Origin of the sequence: Brevundimonas sp. CEF1, assembly GCF_051353055.1 — a bacterium.
Taxonomy (GTDB): Bacteria; Pseudomonadota; Alphaproteobacteria; order Caulobacterales; family Caulobacteraceae; genus Brevundimonas.
In genome coordinates this window covers 2,114,165-2,137,335 of the sequence record NZ_CP195593.1, presented here as the reverse complement: position 1 = coordinate 2,137,335, position 23,171 = coordinate 2,114,165, and the positions used below count along the sequence as shown (strand labels likewise).

The 23,171-nt window shown below is 66.9% G+C and carries 26 protein-coding genes; 10 read left to right on the top strand and 16 right to left on the bottom strand.

All coding sequences use genetic code 11. The features are described 5' to 3' along the window. Positions 1–38: 38 nt before the first annotated feature. Positions 39–1,073, bottom strand: a complete 1,035-nt coding sequence (locus ACR9FL_RS11045) for a UDP-glucuronic acid decarboxylase family protein (protein WP_296175145.1) — start codon at positions 1,071–1,073, stop codon at positions 39–41. Positions 1,074–1,384: 311 nt separating this feature from the next. Further along, positions 1,385–2,560, bottom strand: a complete 1,176-nt coding sequence (locus ACR9FL_RS11040; protein WP_436355606.1) for a DNA cytosine methyltransferase — start codon at positions 2,558–2,560, stop codon at positions 1,385–1,387. 119 nt (positions 2,561–2,679) lie between these two features. Here ACR9FL_RS11040 and ACR9FL_RS11035 point away from each other — a divergent pair, with 119 nt between their 5' ends. Continuing rightward, the gene (locus ACR9FL_RS11035) at positions 2,680–3,999 is read left to right on the top strand and encodes an Hsp70 family protein (protein ID WP_436355605.1); all 1,320 of its coding nucleotides are present in this window, start codon (positions 2,680–2,682) and stop codon (positions 3,997–3,999) included. Positions 4,000–4,162: 163 nt separating this feature from the next. Here ACR9FL_RS11035 and ACR9FL_RS11030 read toward each other — a convergent pair whose 3' ends face one another. Beyond that, positions 4,163–4,810 carry a glutathione S-transferase family protein gene (locus ACR9FL_RS11030; protein ID WP_436355604.1) on the bottom strand — a complete coding sequence of 216 codons (648 nt, stop codon included), beginning with the start codon at positions 4,808–4,810 and terminating at the stop codon, positions 4,163–4,165. Between the two features lie 31 nt (positions 4,811–4,841). On the opposite strand from ACR9FL_RS11030, the gene ACR9FL_RS11025 reads away from it, so the two are divergent. Both ACR9FL_RS11025 and ACR9FL_RS11020 read left to right on the top strand, forming a co-directional pair. Continuing rightward, a complete protein-coding gene (locus ACR9FL_RS11025; protein ID WP_436355603.1) occupies positions 4,842–5,351 on the top strand; it encodes a hypothetical protein in 510 nt (169 codons plus the stop codon). 54 nt (positions 5,352–5,405) lie between these two features. Then, positions 5,406–5,759 carry an ArsC family reductase gene (locus tag ACR9FL_RS11020; RefSeq protein WP_436355602.1) on the top strand — a complete coding sequence of 118 codons (354 nt, stop codon included), beginning with the start codon at positions 5,406–5,408 and terminating at the stop codon, positions 5,757–5,759. Here ACR9FL_RS11020 and ACR9FL_RS11015 read toward each other — a convergent pair. The 3 genes from ACR9FL_RS11015 to ACR9FL_RS11005 all read right to left on the bottom strand — a co-directional run bounded on the left by ACR9FL_RS11015 (position 5,756) and on the right by ACR9FL_RS11005 (position 6,910). Next, positions 5,756–5,995, bottom strand: a complete 240-nt coding sequence (locus ACR9FL_RS11015) for a DUF2188 domain-containing protein (protein ID WP_436355601.1) — start codon at positions 5,993–5,995, stop codon at positions 5,756–5,758. The two genes, ACR9FL_RS11020 and ACR9FL_RS11015, sit on opposite strands and share 4 nt — an antisense overlap. Positions 5,996–6,005: 10 nt before the next feature. Further along, the gene (locus tag ACR9FL_RS11010) at positions 6,006–6,500 is read right to left on the bottom strand and encodes a hypothetical protein (RefSeq protein WP_436355600.1); all 495 of its coding nucleotides are present in this window, start codon (positions 6,498–6,500) and stop codon (positions 6,006–6,008) included. Positions 6,501–6,610: 110 nt separating this feature from the next. Next, positions 6,611–6,910, bottom strand: a complete 300-nt coding sequence (locus ACR9FL_RS11005) for a UrcA family protein (protein WP_296175136.1) — start codon at positions 6,908–6,910, stop codon at positions 6,611–6,613. Positions 6,911–7,158: 248 nt separating this feature from the next. On the opposite strand from ACR9FL_RS11005, the gene ACR9FL_RS11000 reads away from it, so the two are divergent. The 6 genes from ACR9FL_RS11000 to der all read left to right on the top strand — a co-directional run bounded on the left by ACR9FL_RS11000 (position 7,159) and on the right by der (position 12,558). After that, positions 7,159–7,542 (top strand): DUF6249 domain-containing protein, encoded by a 384-nt coding sequence (locus ACR9FL_RS11000; protein ID WP_292036253.1) that lies wholly within the window; start codon positions 7,159–7,161, stop codon positions 7,540–7,542. 25 nt (positions 7,543–7,567) lie between these two features. After that, a complete protein-coding gene (locus tag ACR9FL_RS10995; protein ID WP_296175132.1) occupies positions 7,568–8,125 on the top strand; it encodes an RNA polymerase sigma factor in 558 nt (185 codons plus the stop codon). Then, positions 8,115–8,540: a hypothetical protein gene (locus tag ACR9FL_RS10990; protein WP_436355599.1), complete on the top strand. Its 426-nt coding sequence runs from the start codon at positions 8,115–8,117 to the stop codon at positions 8,538–8,540. Before ACR9FL_RS10995 ends, ACR9FL_RS10990 begins: the two co-directional genes overlap by 11 nt. Before the next feature lie 145 nt (positions 8,541–8,685). Continuing rightward, the gene (locus ACR9FL_RS10985) at positions 8,686–9,453 is read left to right on the top strand and encodes a tetratricopeptide repeat protein (RefSeq protein WP_436355598.1); all 768 of its coding nucleotides are present in this window, start codon (positions 8,686–8,688) and stop codon (positions 9,451–9,453) included. Positions 9,454–9,476: 23 nt separating this feature from the next. After that, positions 9,477–10,898 (top strand): outer membrane protein assembly factor BamB family protein, encoded by a 1,422-nt coding sequence (locus ACR9FL_RS10980; protein ID WP_436355597.1) that lies wholly within the window; start codon positions 9,477–9,479, stop codon positions 10,896–10,898. A gap of 31 nt (positions 10,899–10,929) precedes the next feature. After that, complete coding sequence (gene der, locus ACR9FL_RS10975) at positions 10,930–12,558, top strand: ribosome biogenesis GTPase Der (protein WP_436355596.1); 1,629 nt, start codon at positions 10,930–10,932, stop codon at positions 12,556–12,558. 78 nt (positions 12,559–12,636) lie between these two features. Here the strand turns inward: der and ACR9FL_RS10970 are convergent, their stop codons facing one another. The 6 genes from ACR9FL_RS10970 to radA all read right to left on the bottom strand — a co-directional run bounded on the left by ACR9FL_RS10970 (position 12,637) and on the right by radA (position 18,686). Continuing rightward, positions 12,637–13,905 (bottom strand): O-antigen ligase family protein, encoded by a 1,269-nt coding sequence (locus ACR9FL_RS10970; RefSeq protein ID WP_436355595.1) that lies wholly within the window; start codon positions 13,903–13,905, stop codon positions 12,637–12,639. Positions 13,906–14,001: 96 nt separating this feature from the next. Continuing rightward, positions 14,002–14,763: an SDR family NAD(P)-dependent oxidoreductase gene (locus ACR9FL_RS10965; RefSeq protein WP_296175123.1), complete on the bottom strand. Its 762-nt coding sequence runs from the start codon at positions 14,761–14,763 to the stop codon at positions 14,002–14,004. 43 nt (positions 14,764–14,806) lie between these two features. Beyond that, positions 14,807–15,148: a VOC family protein gene (locus tag ACR9FL_RS10960; protein ID WP_436355594.1), complete on the bottom strand. Its 342-nt coding sequence runs from the start codon at positions 15,146–15,148 to the stop codon at positions 14,807–14,809. A 6-nt stretch (positions 15,149–15,154) separates the two neighbouring features. Beyond that, positions 15,155–16,660, bottom strand: coding sequence for an amidophosphoribosyltransferase (gene purF, locus ACR9FL_RS10955; protein WP_297933033.1), 1,506 nt, complete (start codon positions 16,658–16,660; stop codon positions 15,155–15,157). Between the two features lie 81 nt (positions 16,661–16,741). Next, positions 16,742–17,278, bottom strand: coding sequence for a CvpA family protein (locus tag ACR9FL_RS10950; protein ID WP_436355593.1), 537 nt, complete (start codon positions 17,276–17,278; stop codon positions 16,742–16,744). A 34-nt stretch (positions 17,279–17,312) separates the two neighbouring features. Further along, positions 17,313–18,686, bottom strand: coding sequence for a DNA repair protein RadA (radA, locus tag ACR9FL_RS10945; protein WP_436355592.1), 1,374 nt, complete (start codon positions 18,684–18,686; stop codon positions 17,313–17,315). Positions 18,687–18,847: 161 nt separating this feature from the next. Between radA and ACR9FL_RS10940 the strand changes: the two genes are divergently transcribed. Beyond that, on the top strand, positions 18,848–19,489 hold the full coding sequence (locus ACR9FL_RS10940; RefSeq protein ID WP_296176970.1) for a Yip1 family protein: 642 nt from the start codon (positions 18,848–18,850) through the stop codon (positions 19,487–19,489). A 1-nt stretch (position 19,490) separates the two neighbouring features. Here the strand turns inward: ACR9FL_RS10940 and alr are convergent, their stop codons facing one another. The 4 genes from alr to ACR9FL_RS10920 form a co-directional block, all read right to left on the bottom strand. Beyond that, positions 19,491–20,528 (bottom strand): alanine racemase, encoded by a 1,038-nt coding sequence (alr, locus tag ACR9FL_RS10935; protein WP_436355591.1) that lies wholly within the window; start codon positions 20,526–20,528, stop codon positions 19,491–19,493. A 202-nt stretch (positions 20,529–20,730) separates the two neighbouring features. Next, positions 20,731–22,227 carry a replicative DNA helicase gene (locus tag ACR9FL_RS10930; RefSeq protein WP_296176964.1) on the bottom strand — a complete coding sequence of 499 codons (1,497 nt, stop codon included), beginning with the start codon at positions 22,225–22,227 and terminating at the stop codon, positions 20,731–20,733. Between the two features lie 119 nt (positions 22,228–22,346). Beyond that, complete coding sequence (locus ACR9FL_RS10925; RefSeq protein WP_296176963.1) at positions 22,347–22,694, bottom strand: hypothetical protein; 348 nt, start codon at positions 22,692–22,694, stop codon at positions 22,347–22,349. A 101-nt stretch (positions 22,695–22,795) separates the two neighbouring features. Continuing rightward, positions 22,796–23,161 carry a hypothetical protein gene (locus ACR9FL_RS10920; RefSeq protein WP_436355590.1) on the bottom strand — a complete coding sequence of 122 codons (366 nt, stop codon included), beginning with the start codon at positions 23,159–23,161 and terminating at the stop codon, positions 22,796–22,798. Between the last annotated feature and the right edge of the window lie 10 nt (positions 23,162–23,171).

The following is a 23,171-nucleotide window of genomic DNA, read 5'->3' as shown; positions in this document are numbered from 1 at the left end:
GTCTTCTGTCGTCTTCTCGGTCTTGGGTTTCTTTGTTCTCAGGAGGCGAGCGCGCTGGTCGAGCTGCGCCCGCTGTTTTTCATTTCTTCGGTGAAGTAGGCGATGGTTCGGGAGAGTCCGTCGTGCAGAGGCACCTGCGGCGACCAGTTCAGCCGCGCCAGGGCGCGCGAAATATCGGGCTTGCGCCGGCGAGGATCGTCCACCGGAAGCGGATGATAGACGATCTTGGATCGGGACTTGGCCATCGCCAGAATCTGCTCGGCCAGTTGCTTGACGGTGGTTTCGTTCGGGTTGCCGATATTGATCGGCCCGTCGATGTCCTCGCCGGCGTTCATCAGGCGGATGAAGCCTTCGACCAGGTCATCGACGAAGCAGAAGGAGCGGGTCTGCTCGCCGCTGCCGTAGATGGTGATGTCTTCGCCCATCAGGGCCTGGACGATGAAGTTGGAGACCACGCGCCCGTCGTCGGGGTGCATGCGCGGACCATAGGTGTTGAAAATGCGCACGATCCGCGTCGTCAGCCCATGCTGGGCGCCGAAGTCCGTGACCAGGGTCTCCGCGAACCGTTTGCCCTCGTCATAGCAGGAGCGTGGGCCGACCGTGTTGACGTTTCCCCGGTAGTTTTCGGTCTGAGGATGAACTTCGGGGTCGCCGTAGATCTCTGACGTAGAAGCCTGGAAGAAACGCGCCCTGTCTGTAGCCGCCCTGTTCAGAAGATTGAGCGTTCCCAGTGAGCATGTCAGCGCCGTCTTGACGCGATCATACTGATAGTGAACCGGAGACGCAGGACAGGCCAGATTGTATATTTGATCGACCTTGGGAAGGTCGTTCGGAAGCGGCGCGTTGATGTCGTGGTTGAGAAGGGAAAATCGTCCAGAGGATTCCAGGTGCGCGACGTTCTGTGGTCTTCCAGTGTGGAAGTTATCGACGCAGATGACGAAGTGTCCATTTTCGATCAATCGAGTGCATAGGTGGGATCCAAGAAATCCAGCACCGCCAGCAACAATGATTGTTGCATTAGGCGTATCGCCAAAGTCATCATGACGATTGTAGAAATGACGATTTTCAACCATCTCTTACGATCCTAAATGATCACGTAGTTTTAGTCTGTTTGGTTCACGGTAACGACTGCATTCATCCGGCGCGGGAATTTCGAAAAGCGTAAGCGGCGCGTTAAGACCCTGTTAACCAATGGTGCGACCTTGGGTTCCTTTGCAATTGGACGGAAATGCGGCGAAGCTTCGCGGCGGCCTCGCATTCGCCCTTGGCGCGAGCGCCGCCTCGGCCGAGCGGCAAGACGCATCGGCGCGCATCGACCAAGCGAATAGGGGCAGCGCCAGGACGCCGCGCATCCACGATTGGACGTCCTAGAAGCGAATGAGGATCAGGCGGCCTGAACGCCGTCGACGGCGGCGACAACGCCGAGAGCCAGCGGCTCGAAGACATGCTCGGCCAGGTGCCGCACCACCGGCGCCGCCACCCCGTCGCCGGTCAGGTGATAGGCGTCGCTGTATTGCCGGGGCAGGACATAGCTGTCCTTCAACCCCATCAGCCGCGCGGTCTCGCGCGCCGAGATCAGGCGTGAACGGATGCGGCGTCCCTCGACCACCAGAATGACCTGACGGCTGGACCCGCCGGACGGCGTGCGCAGGCAACCGGCCACGTCGTCAAAGCGGACCTCGGCGCGCTGGACCTTGGCGCCGGTTTCGTCGATCCGGGTCCGGCGATAGACGCCGCCGACCATGCGGCGCCCGGCGCGCTTGGCGGCCGCGACCTTGGCCAGATGGACCGGCGACATCATGTCGAGCAGCTTCCTGGTCTCTGCCTGGGTGTGCCAGGCGACGCTGGTCGGGCGGTCCTCGATGATGTCGGCGAAGGTGGCGATGCGCCGCTCGGGCGTCGGCACGTTCCACCACAGCAGGTGCTCGCGCACGTCCTCGGGCAGGTTGCCGACCGCACGGCGCAGGGCGCGGGTGTGGAAGGGCTCGATGGGCTCGGGCGACAGCAGGTCGGGCGCGACATCCACGTCGGCGCGGACGCCGATGACGAACAGGCGCGGACGCGACTGGGGCACGAACAGGTCGGCGTTGATGACCAGGGCGCCATAGCGATAGCCGGCCTCGGCGAAGGTCCGGCAGATGGCCTCGAAATCCTTGCCGCCGTGCGAGGTCAGGGCGCCGCAGACGTTCTCGACCGCCACCATGCGCGGCGCACGCTTGTCCTTGATCAGGCCGTGGATCAGGTCCCAGAAGGCGTAGAAGGTGCCGGACCGCTCGCCCTTCAAGCCCGCCCCGGCGCCCGCCAGAGACAGGTCCTGACAGGGAAAGGAGCCCCACATCATGTCGGCGGCGCCCGGCAACTGCGCGGCGTCCAGCGCGCGAATGTCGCCGACCGTCAGCTCGCCGCCCGTGCCCCAGTTGGCCTGATAGGAGAAGCCCTTCTTGGCGTCGAAATCATTGGCGAATAGGCAGGTCCATTCGGCGCCTAGGCCGGCGCGAACCATGCCGCCGCCGGCGAAGAACTCGTAGAAGCTGGGGGCCGAAGGAGACGAATCGCGCATGGGACGACTGTGACGCAGGCGGGCCGCGCGGTCCATTTGCCGCGACAAGTCATGCACGGCCTTGACGTGAGCGGGCAGGGGACTACGAACCCCGGCCCCTCTCCCCGCAGGTTTTCCCCATGACGTCCGCGACGCCCGCCACCATCGGCATCGACTTCGGCACGACCAATACGGTGGTGTCGCTGACCCACGGCGACGGCCCCGCGACCCTGGTGCGGTTCCAGGTCGAGGAGAAGGACCTGTTCGCCTTCCGCTCGGCGCTGAGTTTCCAGTTGCACGAGGCGCGCGACGGCGGCTCGCCCGAGCGCGTCATCGAGGCGGGGCCCTGGGCCATCGAATCCTATGTCGAGGACCCGCTGGAGACCCGCTTCATCCAGTCGTTCAAGACCTTCGCCGCCAGCGCCGCCTTCACCGAGACGCGCATCGACAACCGTCGCTATCGGTTCGAGGACCTTTTGTCGGCCTTCCTGCTGCGGCTGAAGCACCATGCGGACGGGGCGATGGACGACCTGCCGCCGCGCATCATCGTCGGTCGGCCCGTGACCTTCGCGGGCGGCAATCCGAACGAGGCCCTGGCGCTGGAGCGGTATGAAGCGGCCTTCGCGCGCCTGGGCTTCACCGACATCCGCTATGCCTACGAACCCGTCGGCGCGGCCTTCTTCTTTGCGCGCGAACTGAAACATGACGCCAATGTCCTGGTCGCCGACTTCGGCGGCGGCACCAGCGACTTCTCCATCGTGCGGTTCGAGCGGGCTGACGGCGCGCTGAAGTCCACGCCGCTGGCCCGGTCGGGCGTGGGCGTGGCGGGCGACGCCTTCGACTATCGGATCATCGACCAGCTGGTGTCGCCGGAACTGGGCAAGGGGAGCCTGTACCGCGCCTTCGACAACCGCTTGCCGATCCCGCAGCGCTACTACAGCGCCTTCGCGCGCTGGGATCAGCTGGCCCTGCTGCGCGCATCCAAGGACATGCGCGACATTCGCGGCCTGGCCACGACGGCGCTGGAGCCGGAGAAGATCGAGCGCCTGATCGAGGTGCTGGACGACAACCACGGCTACGCCCTCTATCGCGCCGTCTCGGGTCTGAAAGAGGCCTTGTCGCGGGATGGGGAGGCGGTCTTCTCCTTTCTCGCCGGATCGGTGCGGATCGAGAAGCCGGTCAAGCGTACGGACTTCGAGGGCTGGATCGCGCCCGAGCTTCAGGCCATGGAGGCCGCCGTCGACGAGGCCATGACCCAGTCGGGTCTGGACGGGACGCAGATCGACCGCGTCTTCCTGACCGGGGGCACTTCCTTCGTCCCGGCGGTGCGCGACATCTTCATCCGCCGCTTCGGCGCCGACCGCATCGAGACCGGCGGCGAGTTCGAATCCATCGCCTCGGGCCTGGCTCTGATCGGGCGTGAGGCCGATCTGGACCTGTGGAGCCAGAAGGCGGCCTGATCCTCAACGCTCGTCACCCTCGGGCTTGTCCCGAGGGGCCAGGGCAGCTCTAAGAACGAATGATGACGCACCGAGCGCGCCGGCTCCGTTGCGAACCGAAGAGCATTCGGAAAGATGGGCCCTCGGGACAGGCCTGAGGGTGACGGGTGTTTGGGCGGCGGCGCTAATCCCGATCCGGCGCGCCCAACGGGAAATAGGCGCGGTAGGGCCGAGCCTCGTCCACCGCGCGCGCCATCGACGGCCGGGCCAGCAGCCGGGCGCGATAGGCCTTCAGCGTCGCGAACCGATCCTCGATCGGATGCGACCAGTCAGCATAGAAAAGTGCGGGCGCCGCGGCGCAGTCGGCCAGGTTGAAGCCGTGGTCGGTGGCCCACTCCCGCCCCGCCAGCCGTTCGTCCAGCCAGGCATAGGCCGTGTCCAGCATCCGCTTCGCTTCGGCCACGCCATAGGGATCGCGGTCGCCCTCGGGCCGCAGGGCGTCGGCCACCAGTTTCTGTTGCGAGCTCGAGACATAGTGGTCGAACACCCGGTCCATCATCCGCACCTCGACGGCGATGGCGGGATCGGCGGGGATCAGCTGCACCGGGCCGGGATGATGCACGGCCAGATGCTCGATGATGGCCGTGGCCTCGACGACAGTGCGGTCGCCGTCCTGCAAGACCGGGAACTTGCGCACCGGCCACAGAGCCGTCAACTCGGCGAAGGCGGCCTCGCCCTCCAGCAGCCGAAACTCGAACGGCGTCTCGTTCTCATACAGCGCGATCAGCGCTTTCTGGCAGAAGGACGAGAAGGGGTGGGCGTAGAGCTTCATGCGGGGGGCTCTTCTGCGGTGAGATCGATCTATGTTGAAGATCGTCGGTATGTTAGATTTGCGAATGGTTGCATTTAGAACTGTCCATCGCATCGCGGCCATTGGATTCTTGGTCCTCTTTGCGGCCTTCCTGGGTTTTGTCGCCTCGTTCTCCGAGCATCCCCCACTATTGGCGACGGCGTGGAGGATGAGCATCGCCACGGACGATGGTTTTCACATTTTCAGGCTGTTTCTCACCATTACTAGTGTCGTGGCGTTCCTCCTTCGCGGTCGAGGAACGCTCATTGGCTACGCCTCCGTAGTGATCCTTGCGGTTACGCCTATCTGTTGGCTGGCTTTGGAGCTTTTCCATAGGTTCGGGGGCGGCCAAGATGGCGAATTCTGGGCCTATTTTGCGCAGCCTTCAATGTATCCGTGGCTGCTTGCATCCTGGCTTGCAGATTACGCCCTGACGCTGTCTATCGCTTGTCTTGGCCTCTGGATGGCCACTCTGCCGAGGTCGTCGAGACAGATTTTGCGCCCACGCGAAGCCGAAATTTGACCCCTCCGCCTCCCGATGCCAGATCGCGGCCCTCAGCAAGCGAGGGAGCGCTCCATGACCATCACCCTGTACGGCATCAAGGCCTGTGACACGATGAAGAAGGCGCGCGTCTGGCTGGACGGGCAGGGTGTGGACTACGCCTTTCATGACTACAAGGTCGCGGGGGCGAACAAGGCCGATCTGGAACGCTGGATCGCGGAGCATGGCTGGGAGACGGTGCTGAACCGCGCCGGGACCACCTTCCGCAAGCTGTCGGACGCCGACAAGGCCGACCTGAACGCCGACAAGGCCGTCGCCCTGATGCTGGCCCAGCCGTCGATGATCAAGCGGCCGGTGCTGGACCTGGGCGACGGGCGGACCCTGGTGGGGTTCAAGCCCGAGCGCTACGCCGAGGCCTTCGCCGTCTAATCTTCGACGGCGGTTTCCGGGCGGTCGTGGCCGTCGGCGCGTTCGGTGATCCACTGGCCCGCGCTGTCCTCGAACTCGATCCACGAGGTGCGGTCGGGGACCTGCTGCTCGCGCGACACGGCGACGGCGGCGGCTCGCGCGGCGTCGTGGGTGGTGAAGGTCTCGGAGAAGCTGTCGCCCAGCTTGTAGGCCCAGCCGCCGTCGTGCGGAACGATGCGATAGATGATGCGGGTCACGCGGTTTCCTTTACGCGAGGGCCGCCGCCGACAGGCGACGACGGCGGGAGAGTAGTTGCAGGGTCACGCCCAGGATCAGCAGGGCCAGGACAGTCAGCTGGAAACCGACGACCAGAGGGTCCTCGACGCCCGAGGCGACGGGATCGCCCGCCGGCAGTCGGGTCAGGGTCTCGGTGACGCTGGGCAGCAGCAGGGTGAAGTAGGAGACGCTGAGGGCGATGGTCTCGATCGACCAGCGATAGCGGGCCAGGGGCCTGATGAAGCCGACCGTCGCTCCGACCGTCAGCGAGATCAGGCTGAGCGCCGCCACGGCGGCGCCCGGCGGGGTCTTGATGACGAAGATGGCCGAGATCGCGCCGATGAACATGAAGACCAGATAGGCCTTGCCCAGCCGTGTGGCGGGATCGATCCGGCCGTGCATCAGCAGCAGGATCAGGCCGATGGGCACGGCGGGCAGGCTGCCGAGCGTATGAAACCAGCCCAGCGCAGACAGTTGGGGCAGCATGGCGACACCTCAGGTCAGGAGGAAGGATCAAGGCCACTGCACGCGCGAACAACGTCGCACCGTCACCGTTGATCGACCCGAAGCCGCTGTCGAGTCACGCTGTGGTGACGTCAGCGCGCCCGACGCAGCTCCAGGGCGGCGCGGTGGGCGGCGGTCCAGCGCTCGCGATCCAGGCGGTTGATGGCGAAGCGGCGCATCTCCGTCTCGCAGACCTTGGTTCCCTGCAGGCTGGGCGGCGTGACGACGGCCCGATGCTGATCGCAGAAGGCGTCGGCGGCGGCGTTGACGCGTTGGACAAAGACCCTGGCCTGCTCGGGGCGGCTGAAATCCAGATCGGCTATCTGGACCCTCAGCTCCGGCGCGGGCGCGGCGGCGGCCGATAGGGCGAGGGCGAGGCTGGCGATGATCATGATGGTGTCTCCCTGGGTTCCGGCGAAGCCGGGCGAGGGAAGAAGACGGCGCAAAGCGCGCGCAGTTACGGCAGCGCTTGTTAAATCGCGGTCATGCCCTGGGCCTGAAACGCCGGTCGGGCCGGAAAATCGCGCCTTACAAAGAGTTCATGCGCGATCCTGCATCTGATCGAGCCGATCAACGCCTCTTGTGATCAGAAGGCCGCAGCGTCACGCTCGGCTCCAGTATTCAAGAAGGGGCGACACCCATGGACGGACTCGAAGTTCTCATTCCTCTGGCGCCATTCATCATGATCATCGCGATCGTGGTCGTGCCGGCCTGGCTGAAGAGCAAGGAGCGCAAGGAGATGCAGGCCACCCTGCGCTCGGCGATTGAAAAAGGTCAGCCGCTGCCGCCGGAAGTGATCGACTCGCTCAGCAAGGACAACATCAAGCCGCCGGCGACGGCCGCGCGCGACCTGCGGGTCGGCGTCATCCTGCTGGCGGTCAGCCTGGGCATCGCCATCTTCGGTTATGCGGTCAGCTTCGCCGAGATGGACGCCTTCTATCCGATCAGCGGCATCGCCGCGATCCCCGGCATGATCGGTCTGGCCTTCATTGTCCTGAGCTTCTTCAACAAGAACAAGGGCTGAGGGGCGACGGGGAGGGGAAACCGTCATGGCCAAGCCTTTACGCGATCTGCACGATGTCGAGCTCGCCGCCCTGTCGGCGGCGGGCGGGCGTCGCGAGTTCGGGGAGCTGGTGCGTCGCCACAGCCCGGCGGTGCGCGGACTGCTGCGTCGGATGGGGGCGCAACCCGCCCTGGCCGACGACGTGGCCCAGGACGCCTTTCTGCTGGCGTTCGAGAAGTGCGCCGAGTTTCGCGGCGAGGGGACCTTCGGCGCCTGGATCAAGCGGATCGCCGCACGCATCTATCTGAAGCGCCGCTCGAAGGACGCTCGCTATGTGGCCGAGGTCGAGAACGACGAGGTCGCGCCCAATGTTGACAGCGCCGGTCGCATGGACCTGGACGAGGCGATGAAGGGCCTGACCGAGCCGGAGCGCCTGTGCGTCTCCCTGTGTCACGGGGCGGGCCTGTCCCATCCCGAAATCGCGGCCGCCATCAATTTGCCGCTTGGAACGGTGAAATCTCATGTCAAGCGTGGTCTGGATAAACTTCGGGCCCGGCTCCAGCCGGAACCGGTTGCTCACGGGAGCGCGTCCCATGTCGGTTGATGAGTTCGACCCTGCCATCGAGCGTCTGTTCGCACGCGCGCCGAGCTTTGCCGATTCGGCCCAGTTCGAGGCCGGGGTGGCGGCGAAATTGTCGAAAACCTCACGCTTCCGCACGGTGGCCCTGTCCGGCGCGGGCCTGATCGGCGGCGTCATCGCCGTGCGCGAGGTCCTGAACGTCAACTTCAACTTCACCGAGTCGTCAGCGTCCGCATCGACGGGCTCTCAACCTGTCGCGCAGGGGCTGAGCATGGCGGGCGTGGACGGCGCTCAGGCAGTTCAGTCCTTGCTGGATAGGCTGGGGCTGAGCGGGTTCGACATGAGCTCCATGGGCGGAATGCAGCTGTTCTGGGCCACGGCAGGGGTTCTGGTCGCCTTGCTGGCGGCCGGGGTTGTGAAGCTGTCGCAGGAAATCTGAGCGCCGTTTTCCTGCCGAAGTCGCGACCTACTGCTGAAATTTCAGGTCGCGGCGCGAACGCCTGCGTTGCGGGCAGGACGACGACCCTCTAGGGTCGCGCCGGTTTAGCGACCAGTCTTGGCAGCGGTTTTTGGGGCGACGTTTCGTGGTTGATGTCTTCGAACAGGTCGAGGAGGAGCTTCGCTCCGATCGATACAAGCGTATGGCCCGCACCTGGCTGCCGATCGGGGCCGGCCTGTTGGTCGTCGCCCTGGTCGCCGCCCTGGGCTGGTGGGGCTGGCAGAGCTATGTGACCAATCAGGCTGACAAGGCCTCGGCCGCCTATGATCGCGGCATGGAGGCTCTTCAGGCCAACAACCCGTCGGGCGCGGACGCCGCCTTCGCCGAGGCGGCCAAGTCGGGCAACGGCGCCTACAAGGCCCTGGCCCTGATGCAACAGGCCGGAATCGCCGTGACGGCGAACAAGACCCAGGACGCGGTCAAGCTGTTCGACGACGCCGCCAAGGCCGCCGGTGATCCGATCATCGCCGACGCCGCCGCCATCAAGGCCGCCTTCCTGCTGATGGACACGGCCTCGCTGGAAGACATTCAGAAACGTCTTGAGCCCCTGGCTGACGACAAGCGCCCGCTGCACGCCTTCGCGCAGGAAGCCCTGGCCATGGCGCAACTGCAGCACGGCAAGACCGCCGAAGCGCGTCAGGCCTTCGTCCAGCTGCAACTGGGGCAGGACGTGCCGGACGACGTCCGTCAGCGCGCCCAGGCCGGCGTTCAGGCGATCGATTCGGGCACGGCCGCCGGTCTGGCCGCCATTGTTCGCGCCGCCGTCGCCCTGCCGTCGCCGGCCGCCGCGCCCGCCGCCGCTGTTGCGGCTCCCGCTCAAGCCGAAGCGGCGCCTGCCGCCGCTCGCCCGTAATTGACGCTTTCAGGACGCCCCGCATGAACCGAACGCTGAAAGTCGCCCTGTTGTGCGGTCTGGCCATGACCGTCGCGTCCTGCGGCACCGTGCGCAGCGCCCTGCCTTTCGGCCTGGGCGGCCAGAAGGAAGACGTCGCCAAGGCGACCGACGGGCAACGCATCTCGATCCTGGAGTTCGAGCAGCAGCTGGCGCCGTCGGCGGCCCTGTCTGGCCGTGACTTCTTCCTGCCGGGTCCCCAGGCGGCCACCGCCTGGACCCAGCCGGGCGGCAACGCCGACAACTCGGTCGAGCATGTCATCGCGGCGCCTGAGTTCTCGATCGCCTGGCGCCGCGACATCGGCGCCGGCTCCAGCCGCACCCGTCAGGTGATGGCTCCGGTCGTCGCGGACGGCGGCAAGATCTTCGTTCTGGACGGCGAGGCCGGCGTGACGGCGGTGGACGCCGGCACCGGCTCGGTCCTGTGGAAGGCCAACGTCAAGGTCGACGAGCATGATCGCGGCTCTCGCATCCTGGGCATCGGCTTCGGCGGCGGCGCGGCCGGCGGCGGCTTCGGCGGCGGCGTGGCCGTCGGCGGAGGCAAGGTCTTCGTTTCCTCGGGCTATCGCACCATGACGGCGCTGGACGCCGCGACGGGCGCCGAACTGTGGAAGACGTCCGTCGATCTCCCGATCCATGGCGCCCCGACGGTCGCCGGCCAGCGCGTCTATGTCATCGACGTCGACAACCAACTGGTGGCCTTCAACGTCAATACGGGTCGTCAGGACTGGTCCTATCGCGGCATCACCGAGCCCGCGCGCGTCATGCGCGCCTCCAGCCCGGCGGTCAGCGGCGACACCGTCATCGCGCCCTTCTCCTCGGGTGAACTGGTGGCGCTGCGCGCCTCGAACGGCCAGCCGGTCTGGCAGGAAGTCCTGTCGCGGACCAGCCGCACCAGCGCCCTGTCCGAGATCCGCGACATCGCCGGTCGTCCGGTCATCAGCCGCGGCTTCGTCTATGCCGTCAGCCAGTCGGGCGTCCTTCAGTCGATGGACATCCGTTCGGGTCAGCCGAAATGGTCCCTGCCGGTCGCGGGCGTCAACGCGCCTCTGCCGGTCGGCGACGTGGTCTATGTGGTGTCCAAGGCCGGTGAACTGACCGTGGTCAATCGCGACAGCGGCCAGGTCTATTGGACCCGCGATCTGAACGAGGGCCGTGTTCGCAAAGAAGGCGGCGTTCTGGGCTTCGGCTCCAAGACGGTCCGCCCTGTCTGGTCGGGCCCGATCCTGGCCTCCAACCGTCTGGTGCTGGTGAATTCGGACGGCGAGGTCGTGGCCTTTGACCCGAAGACCGGCGCGCAGCAATCCAGCCTGAAGCTGGGCGGGGCGGCCTTCATCGCTCCGGCCGCCTACAACGGCGCCCTTTACGTCCTCACCGACAAGGGCCAACTGGTCAGCATCCGCTGATCTTTTCTTTGATTTGAGTTAGAAAGCCGACATGGCTCTAAAAGTCGCCATCGTCGGCCGGCCCAATGTGGGCAAGTCGACACTGTTCAACCGACTCGTCGGCAAGCGTTTGGCGCTTGTCGATGACCGCCCGGGCGTGACCCGTGACCGTCGCTATGCCGACGGCAATATCGGCGACATGGATCTGACGCTGATCGACACGGCCGGCTACGAAGACGTCACCGACGACAGCCTGGAAGCCCGGATGCGCGAGCAGACCGAGGCCGCGCTGGACGACGCCGAAGTCGTCATGTTCATGATGGACGCCCGCGACGGCGTGACGTCGCTGGACCGCATCTTCGCCGAACGTCTACGCAAGGTGCACAAGCCGATCATCCTGCTGGCCAACAAGTCCGAGAGCCGCGAAAGCGGCGGCGGCGTGGGTGAAGCTCACGCCCTGGGCTTCGGCGAACCGGTGGCCATCTCGGCCGAGCACGGCGAGGGCATGGCCGACCTGTATCAGGCGCTGGTCGAGGCTTCCGCCGACATCTTCGTCGAAGAGATCGACGAGCCGGACAAGCCGATCCGCATCGCCATCATCGGTCGCCCCAATGCGGGCAAGTCGACCCTGATCAACCGCGTGCTGGGTGAAGACCGGCTGCTGACAGGCCCCGAGGCCGGCATCACCCGCGACTCCATCTCGGTCGACTGGGAATACGAAGGCAAGGCGATCCGCTTTGTCGACACCGCCGGGATGCGCCGCAAGGCCCGCGTCCAGGAGAAGCTGGAAAAGCTGTCGGTCGCCGACACCATCCGCGCGATCACCTTCGCCGAGGTGGTCGTGCTGGTGATGGACAAGGACGACGCCTTCGACACCCAGGACCTGCAACTGGCCGACCTGGTCGAGCGCGAGGGCCGCGCCCTGGTCTATGTCGCCTCCAAGTGGGACCTGGAAGAAGAACCCCAGTCCAAGATGGCCGAGTTGAAGCGCCTGGCCGAGGACAAGCTGCCGCAGTTGAAGGGCTCGCCCTTCGTCGCCCTGTCGTCGCACAACGGACGCGGCGTCGAGCGGCTGATGCCGGCCATCATCAAGGCCTATGAAACCTGGTCGGTGAAGGTCAAGACCAAGGACCTGAACACCTGGCTGTCCATGGCCACCCAGAGGCACCCGCCGCCCGCCGTCAACGGCAAGCGCGTGAAGCCGAAATACATGGCCCAGACCAAGGCCCGTCCGCCGACCTTCGTCCTGATGGCCAGCCGCGCCTCGGACATGCCCGAGCACTATCAGCGCTATCTGGTGAACAGCCTGCGCGAAAGCTTCGACCTGCCGGGCACGCCGATCCGCCTGACGGTCAAGTCCAGCAGCACCTCGAACCCCTATGCCGAGGGCGGCTCCAAGTCCGGTCCCGAACGCTACAAGGGCGACGCCAAGACCGCGCCGCGCAAGGTGCTGAAGGCCGAGAAGGCCGCCGAGGCCCTGTCCAACCTGCCCGGCAAGGCGCTGGAGCAGAAGAAGTCGGGCATCAAGCCCAAGGTGAAGGCCCTGGGCGGGCTCAAGGCCGGCTCCAGCAAGAAGGCCGGTCAGAGCATCGCCGTGCAAAAGGGCGCTCGCGGCGGCGCCCGTCAGGTGTCGCGCTCGGGCCGTATCCGCACGGGCCAGAAGCACGCGCCGAAGAAGTAGGCCGCCTTTGCAGGCAGCCAGGTTGAAGGGCGGAGCCGTCGACGACGACGGATCCGCCCTTTTGCTTTTCGGGACCGCCTAGAGCGGTCGCGGCCGTCGTGTACGGGCGAAGGGGGTGACGACCTTGGCCGGGGCGTCCTGATCGCCGATCACCGCCTTGAGGGCCAGGGTCACGAACAGCACCCAGCGCAGGCTGTGCCAGTTCATGGTGATGCTTTCAGTCAACATGGTCAGGGTATAGGCCGTCATCATGGGGATGAGCAGCCAGCCGGACAGGCGGGTGTAGGCGGCCCAGAACGACCGCGCCCACATTTCGATCATCCAGGCGGCCAGCAGGATCAGGCCGGGAATACCGAGGCTGAGATAGACCTCCAGCCAGCCGCTGTGGGCGTGGGCGGCCGAGAACCGGGCCTCATAGGCGATCCAGGACTGCGGTCCGCCCGGCGAGGTGTCGGTCCAGACCGCGCCATAGCCGAACCCGGTCCACGGGCGATGCTCGACCTGACGCAGGATGCCGGACCAGATCTCGGTGCGGCCTGTCAGGGTGGCGTCCTTGCCCAGAAGCTCGAACAGCAGGTCGCTACGGGTCGCGATGACGACCAGGGCGGCGCAGATGACGACGACCGTGATCCAGGTGCCCAGGATCGCGCGCACGCGTCCGGCCTTCACCAGGGCGACGAACACCATGCTGGCCATCGCGAGGATCAGCACAACAAGGCCGGTCTTTGACGTGGACATGACCACCAGCGCCGCCGCGACGGCCGCGAACACCAGCCACAATCTCCGACGTTTGGGGACCATGATGGCGGCGGCGACCATGAAGATGGCGGCCAGGCCCATGTTCTCGCCCAGAGAGTTCTTCTCGAGCCAGAGACCTCGCCAGGCGCCGGGGAAGATGGTCTGCATCCGGCCCAGGTCGGGCGCCAGGACGGCCAGAAGGAGCGAGGCGATCATCATGATCGCCATGGCCGTGGCGAAGATCTCGGTCAGCGTCGTCCAGCGCCAGCGCACGGCCAGGGCGACCCCGCCCAGGGTTGTGAACAGCAGGGCCATCACGCGCCTCAGGGTGACGTCCGGATTGATCGACCACACGAAGGACAGCGCCGCCAACGCCAGCAGCGCCAGCAGCAAGGGCGATCGGGCCAGGGCCTGCAAGGCCGTGCCGGGACGGGTCAGGACCAGTCCCACCGCCAGGGCATAGGCAGGATAGAAGAAGTTGAGCAGGAAGTCGGCCGAGCGCTGGCCATAGCCGGTCATCGGCGCGGCCCATGACTGCGAGTAGATCAGGACCAGCAGCACCGAGGCGGCGAAGGCCAGAATATCCGCATAGGGCGTCGCGCGCGTCACCGGGCCGGAGCGCGCGGTCCGGTCTGCCGTCGTGCGAACGGTTTGTGTCGTCGGTCCTGAAAGTCGGCCCCCCGGCGACTGGATCGACATGGGATCTTAGGCGGCGGCTTCCGCCGACAGACCCTGCTTCCAATCCTTGAAGCTGACGGTCAGGGGCGGCGTGAGGTCGGGGCGGGCCAGTTCGACCATCAGGGGGCCGATCTCCGAAGGGTGAGGCAGGACTTCGGGATCTTCGCCCGGAAAGGCCTGGGCGCGCAACTGGGTGCGCATGCGGCCCGGATCGACGATGGCGGCGCGGACCGGGGTGCTCTCGATCTCGTCGGCCCAGCATTTGACCAGGGCCTCGGCGCCCGCCTTGGTCGCCGCATACATGCCCCAGAAGGCGCGCGGGTTGGCCGCGACGCTGGTGGTCAGATAGACGGCGCGACCGGCGTCCGAGGCGCGCAGCAGCGGCTCCAGCGAGCGGATCAGGCGATAGACGCCGGTGAAGTTGATCTTCTCGATCTTGGCGAACTCGCGCGGCTCGGCGTGGGCCACCGGCGTCAGCCCCGACGGTCCCATGGTGGCGGCGGCCTGAACCCAGATGTCCAGCTTGCCGAAACGCTCGAACAGGGCGCCGCCCAGACGGTCGATGGCGCCGCCGTCCACCAGGTCGAACGGGACCAGGGTGGCGTGCTGGCCGGTGGCCGCGAAGATGGCGTCGTCCAGTTCTTCCAGGCCGCCCTGCGTGCGGGCGGTCGCCACGACGTGGGCGCCGGCCTTGGCCAGGGCCAGGGCGGTCTCATAGCCGATGCCGCGCGAGGCGCCGACGACCAGAGCAATACGGTTGGCGAGGGGAAGGGAAGCGTGTTCGGACATGGTGCGCTGATAGCGCGCCCCGTCGTCGGACGAAAGGCTCAGTTCAATACCCCGGCGCGGCCTGCCACAGGCTGAAGCTGACGCCCTGGTCGTCGGCGACGACGACGGACAGGCCGGAGGGGCTTTGCGCCGGCATGGCGGCGTGTCCGCCCAGTTCTCTCACACGGGCGCAGGTCGCGTGAATGTCGTCCACACGGAAGTAGAGATGCGGATAGGCCCGGTGCTCGCCCTTGGTGATGCCGAAGGCGGGATCGGACCCGCTGACGTGGGCGTAGGTCGGGTGCGAGGCGGCTTCGTCGTAGGTCCAGCCGAACAGACCCGCGTAGAAGACGCGGGCCTTTTCGATGTCGGGCGTGTCGAGCGTGAAGTAGCCGAGCTGGATCATACCGCCTTAAGCGGTCACCAGCAGGGAAAGTTGCCCGCCCTTGGCGTCACGGCCGCCCTCGGCGATTTCGCGGTCCAGCAGCCGGGTCGGATAGTCGCCGGTGAAGTAGTGGTCCGTGAACTGGGGCTGGGCCGGATCGCGCGGGCCGGCGCCCATGGCGTCATAGAGGCCGTCGATGGACAGGAAGCCCAGGGAGTCGACCTCCAGGATGGCGCGCATCTCGTCCATGGTGTGGGTCGCGGCCATCAGCTGCGTCCGCTCGGGCATGTCGATGCCGTAGAAGTCGGGGAAGAGGATCTGCGGACTGGCCGAGCGCAGGTGAACCTCCTTGGCGCCCGCCGCTCGCACGGCGCGGACCAGCTTCAGCGAGGTAGTGCCGCGCACGATCGAATCGTCGATCAGCACCACGCGCTTGCCTTCCAGGGCCGAGCGGTTGGGGCTGTGCTTCATGCGCACGCCCTTCTGCCGGGCGCCCTGGCTGGGCTGGATGAAGGTGCGGCCCAGATAGTGGCTGCGGATGATGCCGACTTCGTAGGGGATGCCGCTTTCCTGGGCATAGCCCAGGGCCGCGGGCACGCCGGAGTCCGGCACCGGCACCACGATGTCGGCCTCGACCTCAAACTCGCGCGCCAGGCGGCGGCCCATTTCCTTGCGGACGTTATAGACCGAGCGGCCGTTCACCACGCTGTCGGGGCGGGCGAAGTAGACATACTCGAACAGGCAGGGGCGGGCGGCGCGGGCCGGGAAGGGCTTGAGCGAGGTCAGGCCGTCCTCGTCGATCACGACCACTTCGCCGTGTTCGACATCGCGAATGAAGGTGGCGCCGATGGTGTCCAGGGCGCAGGTCTCGGACGCCAGCACCCAAGCCTCGCCGACCTTGCCCAGCACCAGGGGGCGGATGCCCAGCGGGTCGCGCGCGCCGATCATCTTGTAACGGGTCTGCGCCACCAGGGCGTAGCCGCCCTCGATCCGGCCCAGGGCGTCGATGAAGCGTTCGACGATCTTGGCCTTACGGCTCCGGGCGATCAGGTGAAGGATGGCCTCGGAGTCCGAAGTGGACTGGAAGATCGCGCCTTCCGAGACCAGTTGGCTGTGCAGGTATTTGAAATTCGTCAGGTTGCCGTTGTGGGCGATGGCGATGCCGCCCTGGTCCAGATCGGCGAACATCGGCTGGATGTTGCGCAGGAAGCTGCCGCCGGCGGTGGAATAGCGGGTGTGGCCGACCGCGGCGCCGCCGGGCAGGCGGGTGGTCAGCTCGGCGTTGCCGAAGGCCTCGCCGACGAGGCCCTGATGGCGCTCGGTGTAGAAGCGTTCGTCGCTGACGCTGGCGATGCCGCAGGCTTCCTGGCCGCGATGCTGCAGAGCGTGCAGGCCGAGCGCGACGATGGAAGAGGCCTCGTTCTCAGGCGCGCCCCAGACGCCGCAGACGCCGCATTCCAGCCGCAGCTGGTCATCCTCCGGCTCGCGCCAGTGTTCGCGGTGAACGATGGGATCGGCGATATGGTGGCGCATCGTCAGGCTCCGATGACCGGGACAGGATAACTCAGGCGGCGGCGCCGCGCACGTAGTCCGCCATTGCGTCGAGGGCAAGGCTCATTGATCGGAAAACCCTTCGCGGACGGAAGAACCGACGACCGGCGTCAGGGCGTCCGCGCCCTTTCCGAGCGTCGGCAGAACGACCTGAATGGCCTTGGCAGAGCCTTCGCTGACGGGCGACAGGGCCGCTCCCGTCAGCCAGCGCGGGGGATTGTCCGACATGGCGCCCATGATGATCAGGTGAACCGCTCCGATCAGGGCAAGGGCTCGCACCGCGCCCAGCGCCAGGCCGAAGGTCTGGTCGAAGGCGCCGAGCGCATTGCCCCGCGCGCCCTTGGAAATGGCGGCGCCGAGGAAGCGCAGGCCGAAATAGAGAATCAGAAAGGTCAGCCCCACGGCCAGCACCGACCCGGCCCAGTCGGGATCGACCAGCGACCGTCCGAACGGCGCGGTCCAGGGCAGGGTGATCAGGGCCAGCAAGCCCGCCAGGAAGAAGCTGAAAAAGGCCGTCAGCTCGCGCACGCCGCCCCGGAACCAGCCGGCGGCGCCGGAGGCCAGAAGGACAAGGATGACGAAGACGTCGTAGCCGGTCACGCGCGTTGCAATCGTTGAAGCCAGAGAGGCCGCCTCAATAGCGGTTTTGCGAGATTCGCTCGACCACTTCGGTCAGCAGGCTGGCGGTTGTCAGGGCCACGTCACCCTTCTTGACCTTGTCCTTGGCCTGGGCTGGGGCCAGGGCGCGGTCGAAGCCGAGCTTCTTCGCCTCTCTCAGCCGCGCCTCGGCGCGATTGACGGCGCGGACCTCGCCCGAAAGGCCGATCTCGCCGAAGACGACGCAGCCCTGGGGCAGGGGCTTGTCCAGGGCCGAGGATATCAGGGCGGCGGCGGCGGCGAGATCGGCGGCCGGCTCGTTGATACGAAGGCCCCCGGCGATGTTCAGATAGACATCCTTGTCGCCGAAGCCGAGGCCGCAGCGCGCCTCCAGCACGGCCAACAGCATGGCCAGACGGCCATTGTCCCAGCCCACGACCGCACGTCGAGGCGTGCCGTATGCAGAAGGCGCGACCAGGGCCTGGATCTCCACCAGAACGGGGCGTGATCCCTCGATGCCCGCGAAGACGGCGGCGCCCGGCGCGCGGTCCTTGCCTTCGCCGAGGAAGAGGGCAGACGGGTTGGTCACTTCGCGCAGGCCGACGTCGCTCATCTCGAACACGCCGATCTCGTCCGTCGCGCCGAAACGGTTCTTGCCCGCGCGCAGGATGCGGAAGGGATAGCCGCGCTCGCCCTCGAAACTGAGGACGGCGTCGACCATGTGTTCGACCACGCGCGGCCCGGCGATCTGGCCGTCCTTGGTGACGTGGCCGACCAGGATGATGGCCGGGCCGCCGTCCTTGGCCAGCCGCACCAGTTCGGCGGCGCAGGCTCGCACCTGCGTCACGGAGCCCGGCCCGGCCTCGTGGGCGTCGGACCACAGGGTCTGGATGGAATCGATGATGACGATGTCGAACTTGTCGCGCTTCAGCGTGGTCAGGATTTCGCGCAGGGCCGTTGCGGAGGCCAACGACACGGCGGCGTCGGCCACCCCCATGCGCTTGGCGCGGGCGCGGATCTGCTCGATGGCTTCTTCGCCTGAGATATAGGCCACGCGGGCGCCGTTTCTGGCGGCCTTGGCCGTGACCTCCAGCAGCAGGGTGGACTTGCCCACGCCAGGGTCCCCGCCCAGCAGGATGGCCGAGCCCGGCACCACGCCGCCGCCGCAGACGCGGTCGAACTCGGTGACGCCGGTGACGATGCGCGGCGGCTCGGGCGTGTCCGACTGCAGGGTTTCGAACTGCAGGCCGCGTCCGCGCGCCGTCGAGGCGGGCTTCATCGCGCCGGGCGGCGCCGATTTCGATTCCTCGGCCAGGCTGTTCCATTCGCCGCAGGCCGAGCATTGCCCCGCCCACTTGTTGTGAACCGCCCCGCAGGACTGACAGACATAGAGAAGAGTGTCGCGCGCCATGACCCTGACCTAGCAGGAATCGCGGCGCGGGCGAGGGGGCATGCAGCACCCTGCGTCCGGGTCTGACGCAGGGTGGCGCGGACGGGTTGCATTGGCCCTCATATGCCCGTCATCCTGCCAAGCTATAGCGTCGTTACGACTCACCCCCGCCCGAGGCCTTCATGACCGCTCCGAACCCGCCCGCCATCGATCCGGGCCTCGTCGCCCGCGTGCAGAACATTCTGATGCGACCCAAGCTGGAATGGCCGGTCATCGAGGCCGAATACGCCACGCCGCGCAGCCTGTTCGCCCGCTACGCCATGATCCTGGCCGCCATCGGTCCGGTCGCCGGCCTGATCGGCGGACAGTTGTTCCCGATCGCCATCTTCGGCTCGGTGATGCGCACTCCGATGGTGGGCGGCCTCTTGGGCGCCATCGTCACCTGGGGCCTGTCGCTGGTGTCGGTCTTCGTGCTGGGCCTGATCATCGACGCCCTGGCCCCGACCTTCAACGGAACCAAGGACAAGGTGCAGTCGATGAAGGTCGCCGTCTACTCGATGACGGCGGCCTGGGTCGCATCCATCTTCAATCTGTTCCCGGCTCTGGCCTGGCTGGGCGGCTTGCTGGGCCTCTACGGTTTCTACCTGCTGTATCTGGGCCTGCCGACCGTGATGAAGGCGCCGCAGGACAAGGCCTTGGGTTACACCGCCGTCGTTGTCATCTCGGCCATTGTGCTGTGGATGGTGGTCAGCGCCATCGCCGCCGCCGTGGTCGCCAGCTTCGTGGTCGGCGCGATCGGCATGAGCGCGATGGCTCTGAGCTAACTCAACCGACGTAGAGGCGCGGCACGCGCGGCGTGATCGAGGTCAGCATTTCATAGCTGATGGTTCCCGCCGCCGTCGCCGCGTCGTCCACCAGACGGTTGGCGCCGAAGATCTCGACCGTGTCGCCGGCCGCCACGTCCAGGCCGGTGACGTCGACCGCCAGCACGTCCATCGACACCCGCCCGATGATGGGGCGAAGCTCGCCCGCCACCCAGACCTGACCGCGCGGGCTGTTGCTGCGCATGACGCCGTCGGCATAGCCGGTGCCGCAGGTGGCCACGCGGATCGGCGCCTCGGCGCGATAGCCTTGCGAATAGCCGACCGTCTCGCCCGCCGGCACGTCGCGCACCTGCATGATCTGGGCGTTCAGGGTCGCCACCGGGACGATGCGGCTGTCGGGCCTGCCCTCGGGGCCGCCGCCGAACAGGCAGATGCCGGGGCGCGCCACGTCGAAGGCGAAGTCGGGTCCGAGGAAACAGCCGCCCGAGTTGGCGAAGGACCGCGTCACGCCCGGATAGCGCGTGACCGCCGCCGCATAGGCGTCGCGCTGGGCGCGGTTCAGCGGATTGGACGGTTCGTCGGCGCAGGCCAGATGGGTCATGACCAGCTCAAGCCCCTCGAACGGCTCGGGCGCGTCCTCGACGCGGAAGCCCAGGCGGTTCATGCCGGTGTCCAGTTGCAGGCCGCAGGCGCCGCCGCCCGCCGCCGTCCAGGCTTCGATTTGACTCGGCTGGTTCAGCACGGGGCGCAGGTTGGCCGCCTTGATCATGGCCGCCGATTGGCCGTGGCAGCCGTCCAGCACATAGATGACCGGCTCAGGCCCGATGGCCTCGCGTAGCAGCACGCCCTCGGCCGCCCGCGCCACGAAGAAGGTCCGCGCCCCTTCAGCCATCAGCCGCTTGGCCACGGCGGCGGCGCCCAGGCCGTAGCCGTCGGCCTTGACGACCGGATTGACCGGCACGCCGATCAGGCCCTGCAGGGTGTGGAAATTGCGCGCAAGCGCGCCGAGATCGACGGTGAGGGAGGCGGGGAGGGACATGGAGCCCTTATGCCGCAAGTTTCGTGCGGCGCCAGCGGCTTTTGTGGCCCTGCGCTAGCTTCCCGCCGTCATCCTCGGGCTTAACCCGAGGATCGAGTGTAGCGGCGCGCTGGCGCTTTCTGCCGTCGAGCAGGCGGATCGCCCGATCCTCGGGTCAAGCCCGAGGATGACGAAGCGCGAGGCTACGGCGTGTTGAGCCGAATTACTCGGGAATATCCGCGAAGGCGTCGCCATAGCGACCGTCGTGGGCCAGGTTGCCGAAGCGGACGGTGTCCGCGTCGAAGGCTAGCTTGACGATGCCGATGGGGCCGTGACGCTGCTTGCCGATGACGACCTCGGCCTGACCTTGCAGGCGGTCCATGTCCTGCTGCCACTGCAGGTGCTCTTCGGTGCCTTCGCGCGGCTCGGCCCGGCCCAGATAGTAGCTCTCGCGATAGACGAACATGACGCAGTCGGCATCCTGCTCGATCGAGCCGGATTCCCGCAGGTCGGACAGTTGCGGGCGCTTGTCTTCGCGCTGCTCGACCTGACGCGACAGCTGCGACAGGGCTATGATCGGCACGCCCAGTTCCTTGGCCAGAGCCTTCAGACCGCCGGTGATCTCGGACACTTCCTGCACGCGGTTCTTCTGGCCGCCGCCTTCGCCCGTCGTCACCAGCTGCAGGTAGTCGACGATGATCAGGTCCAGGCCGTGTTCCATCCGCTTCAGGCGTCGCGCACGCGCCGCTAGCTTGGAGATGGAGATGCCGCCGGTGGCGTCGATATAAAGCGGGCTCTCGCCGATCTCGACCGCCGCGTCGCGCAGCTTGCCGAAGTCCGAGGCGTCGATCTCGCCCTTGCGCAGCTTGTCCGAGGACACGCCGGACGCGTCGGCCAGGATACGCATGGCCAGCTGTTCGGCGCTCATTTCCAGAGAGTAAAAGGCCACGACCCCGCCGTTGACCGTCTTGCGGCCCTCCGGCGTCGGTTCCCACTGATAGGCGCGGGCCACGTTGAAGGCCATGTTGGTGGCCAGGGCGGTCTTACCCATCGACGGACGGCCGGCGAGGATCAGAAGGTCGGACGGGTGCAGGCCGCCCAGCTTGCGATCCAGGTCGATCAGGCCGGTGGCCAGACCAGCCAGCTTGCCCTCGCGCTGATAGGCCTCGCCCGCCATTTCCACGGCGCCGGCCAGGGCGGTGGAGAAGTTGACGAAGCCCGACGAAGGCTTGCCCGTCTCGGCCAGGGAATAGAGGGTCTGTTCGGCCTGTTCGATCTGCTCGTCGGCGGGCGTATCGGGGTTGGGCGCCTCCTTGATCATCTCGCCGCCGATGCGGATCAGGTCGCGGCGCAGCGCCAGGTCATAGATGACGCGAGCATAGTCGGGCGCATTGGCGGCCGGAGGCGCGCGGTCCACCAGATCGGCCAGGTAGCGCAAGCCGCCGAACTCGTGAAACGCCGGGTCCTGCTTGAAACGCTCCATCAGGATGGTCGGCTCGGCCAGCAGGCCCTGGCGGATGTGATCCTCGATCGCCTCGAACAGCCGCTGATGGAAGGGCTCGTACATGTGCGAGCCGCGCAGACGGTCCGACAGCCGCTCGAACACGGCGTTGTCGAACATCAGCGAGCCCAGCAGCGCCTGCTCCGCCTCCAGGTTGTGGGGCATGGACGAGACGGAGACCTGATCGTTTCCGTAGGGCATGGGAGCAAAGGCGTTCATTGAAATAGGCATAGCCCTAAGCGCGGTCTGCGTCAGACGCGGGCGCCGCCTTGTCCGTGGACCATCGCCGCGCGTCTGTGGACCGTCCGGAAAAGCGCTGTCCGATCAGTGGCGGCGGATCAGTTGCGGCAGGGGTAACGCTCGACCATCCAGTTGCGGACAGCCTGGGTGACGGTCAGGCTCCGCTGCGCCTGAGGCAGGGATTCAAAGCGCACGACCAGGCTTTCCGGCGTGATGCCGGTGCCGGACGGGGGGATGCAGTGGGCAGGGCGACGCCCCGAAGAGACGGCCTCGGCCTGTTCGGCCTTGACCGTGCTGACGGCGCCGGTGACCTCTCCGATCAGGCGACGCGTTTCGGGTCGCAGCATGGCGGCGACGCGATTGCGCGGTACATTGGCGCCGAGGTTCAGGAACTGCTGCACGGTCATGTCCGCCGCCAGGGCCGGGTGGGGAACGGCGAGCGTCATCACGACGCCAGCCAGCACAGCGCAGAATGCAGGGGCACGGAACATGGGGGCTAGATGTGCCGCCTCGGGCCGTTACGCAAGGCTGTTCGGGGGCGGCGGGGTCAAACCGGGCAGGGATGCTCCGCCGCCATCCATTCGCGCACCGCCTGGGTCACGCTGATGTTGCGGCGCGCCGCCGGGATGGCGTTGAAGCGGGCCAGAAGGGCGTCTGCGGACAGGCTGACCTTTTCAGGCATGCAGGTGGCCGGGCGGCGCCCTGCGGCCTGAGCCGCCGTCTGGTCGCTGCGAACGGTCGAGAAGGCCTGCTTCACCTCGTTCATCAGCCGCCGCGTGTCCGACCGCAGCAGGGCGGTAGGATTGCGCGGGATACGATTGGCCGAGGTCAGGAACTCCTGAACCGTCATGGCGCTGGCCCCGCTCGCCCACAGGCTGGCGGCGGCGGCGAGGATGAGCGTGGTCTTCTTCATGCGGGCCCCT